The sequence below is a fragment of the Streptomyces boluensis genome (genome assembly GCF_009908195.1).
Taxonomy (GTDB): domain Bacteria; phylum Actinomycetota; class Actinomycetes; order Streptomycetales; family Streptomycetaceae; genus Streptomyces; species Streptomyces boluensis.
This window is the reverse complement of record NZ_JAAAHS010000737.1, coordinates 1-1,044: the sequence shown is the minus strand read 5'-3', so window position 1 is coordinate 1,044 and position 1,044 is coordinate 1. Positions and strand designations below refer to the sequence as shown.

General features: G+C 76.2%; 1 protein-coding gene. It reads left to right on the top strand.

The features are described 5' to 3' along the window. Positions 1 to 1,044, top strand: a 1,044-nt coding sequence (locus GUY60_RS37825; RefSeq protein WP_246236173.1) for a condensation domain-containing protein, incomplete at both ends; no start/stop codon positions are given.

The following is a 1,044-nucleotide window of genomic DNA, read 5'->3' as shown; positions in this document are numbered from 1 at the left end:
GGGTGGGGCAGCTGAGCTGGGAGTGGTTCGGGCCGCTGGATCCTGAACGGTTCGTGGCCGCCTGGCAGTCGGTGCACGAGCGGGAGAGTGTGCTGCGGGCCTCGTTCGACGAGGGTGCCGAGCCGGGGATCGCCGTGCGCCAGTGGGTGACGCCCGAGCTTGTCCGGCTGCCGTCCGGTGCGGGCAACTGGCCCGAGCTCGTCGCGCGGGATCGGGAACGCGCCCTGGACCCGCGCCGCCCCGGCCCGGCGCGCGTCACCCTGCTGGAAGAGGGGAAGGCCGCGCCCGCCGCCGCGCCCACCCCCGGTTCTGTCCCCGTGCCCGCTCAGACTCCGGGGCGCGCGAGGCCGCACCGGATGCTGCTCACGTACCACCACGCCCTGCTCGACGATGTGAGCGCGCGCCTGCTGCTGCGGGAGTTCTTCCGTGCCTACCTCGACGGCGGGCGGGCTCCCGGTGGGGAGCGGCGCCCCGACATCGGTGACTACGGCGACTGGCTCGCCGCCCAGGACCTCGGCCCCGCGCGGGAGTTCTGGTCCAAGGCCGCCCCGCCCGTCGACGCGGCCGACTTCCCGGTGCCGTCCACGCGGGGTGCCCGCGCCGAGCACCGTACGGAGACACGTCGCACGGAGACCCGGCGCACCCGGCATCGGCTCACGCCGGGGGAGTCCGGGGCGCTGCGTGCGTGGGCGGGCGGACTCGGCGCGACCGAGTTCGGCGCGTTGCAGGCCGCCTGGGCGCTGTTGCTGCACCGGGCCTCGGGGGCCGACGCCGCCGCGCCCGTCGCGTTCAGCGTGTCCGTGTCCGGGCGTGGCATCCCCCTCGACAGCGTGGACCGGCTGCCGGGCGCGCTGTGGAACCCGCTGCCGGTGTCCGTCCTGGTCGACCCGGAGCTGCCCGTGCCCCGGCTCCTCGCCGCGCTTGGCGACCGGGCCCTGGACGCGGCGGCGTACGAATGGGTCTCGGCGGGCCAGATCGGCGCCTGGGCCGCGCCGGGTACCCCTCAACCGGCTTATGGGGAAGCGGAGTTTGGCGGTACGGGGG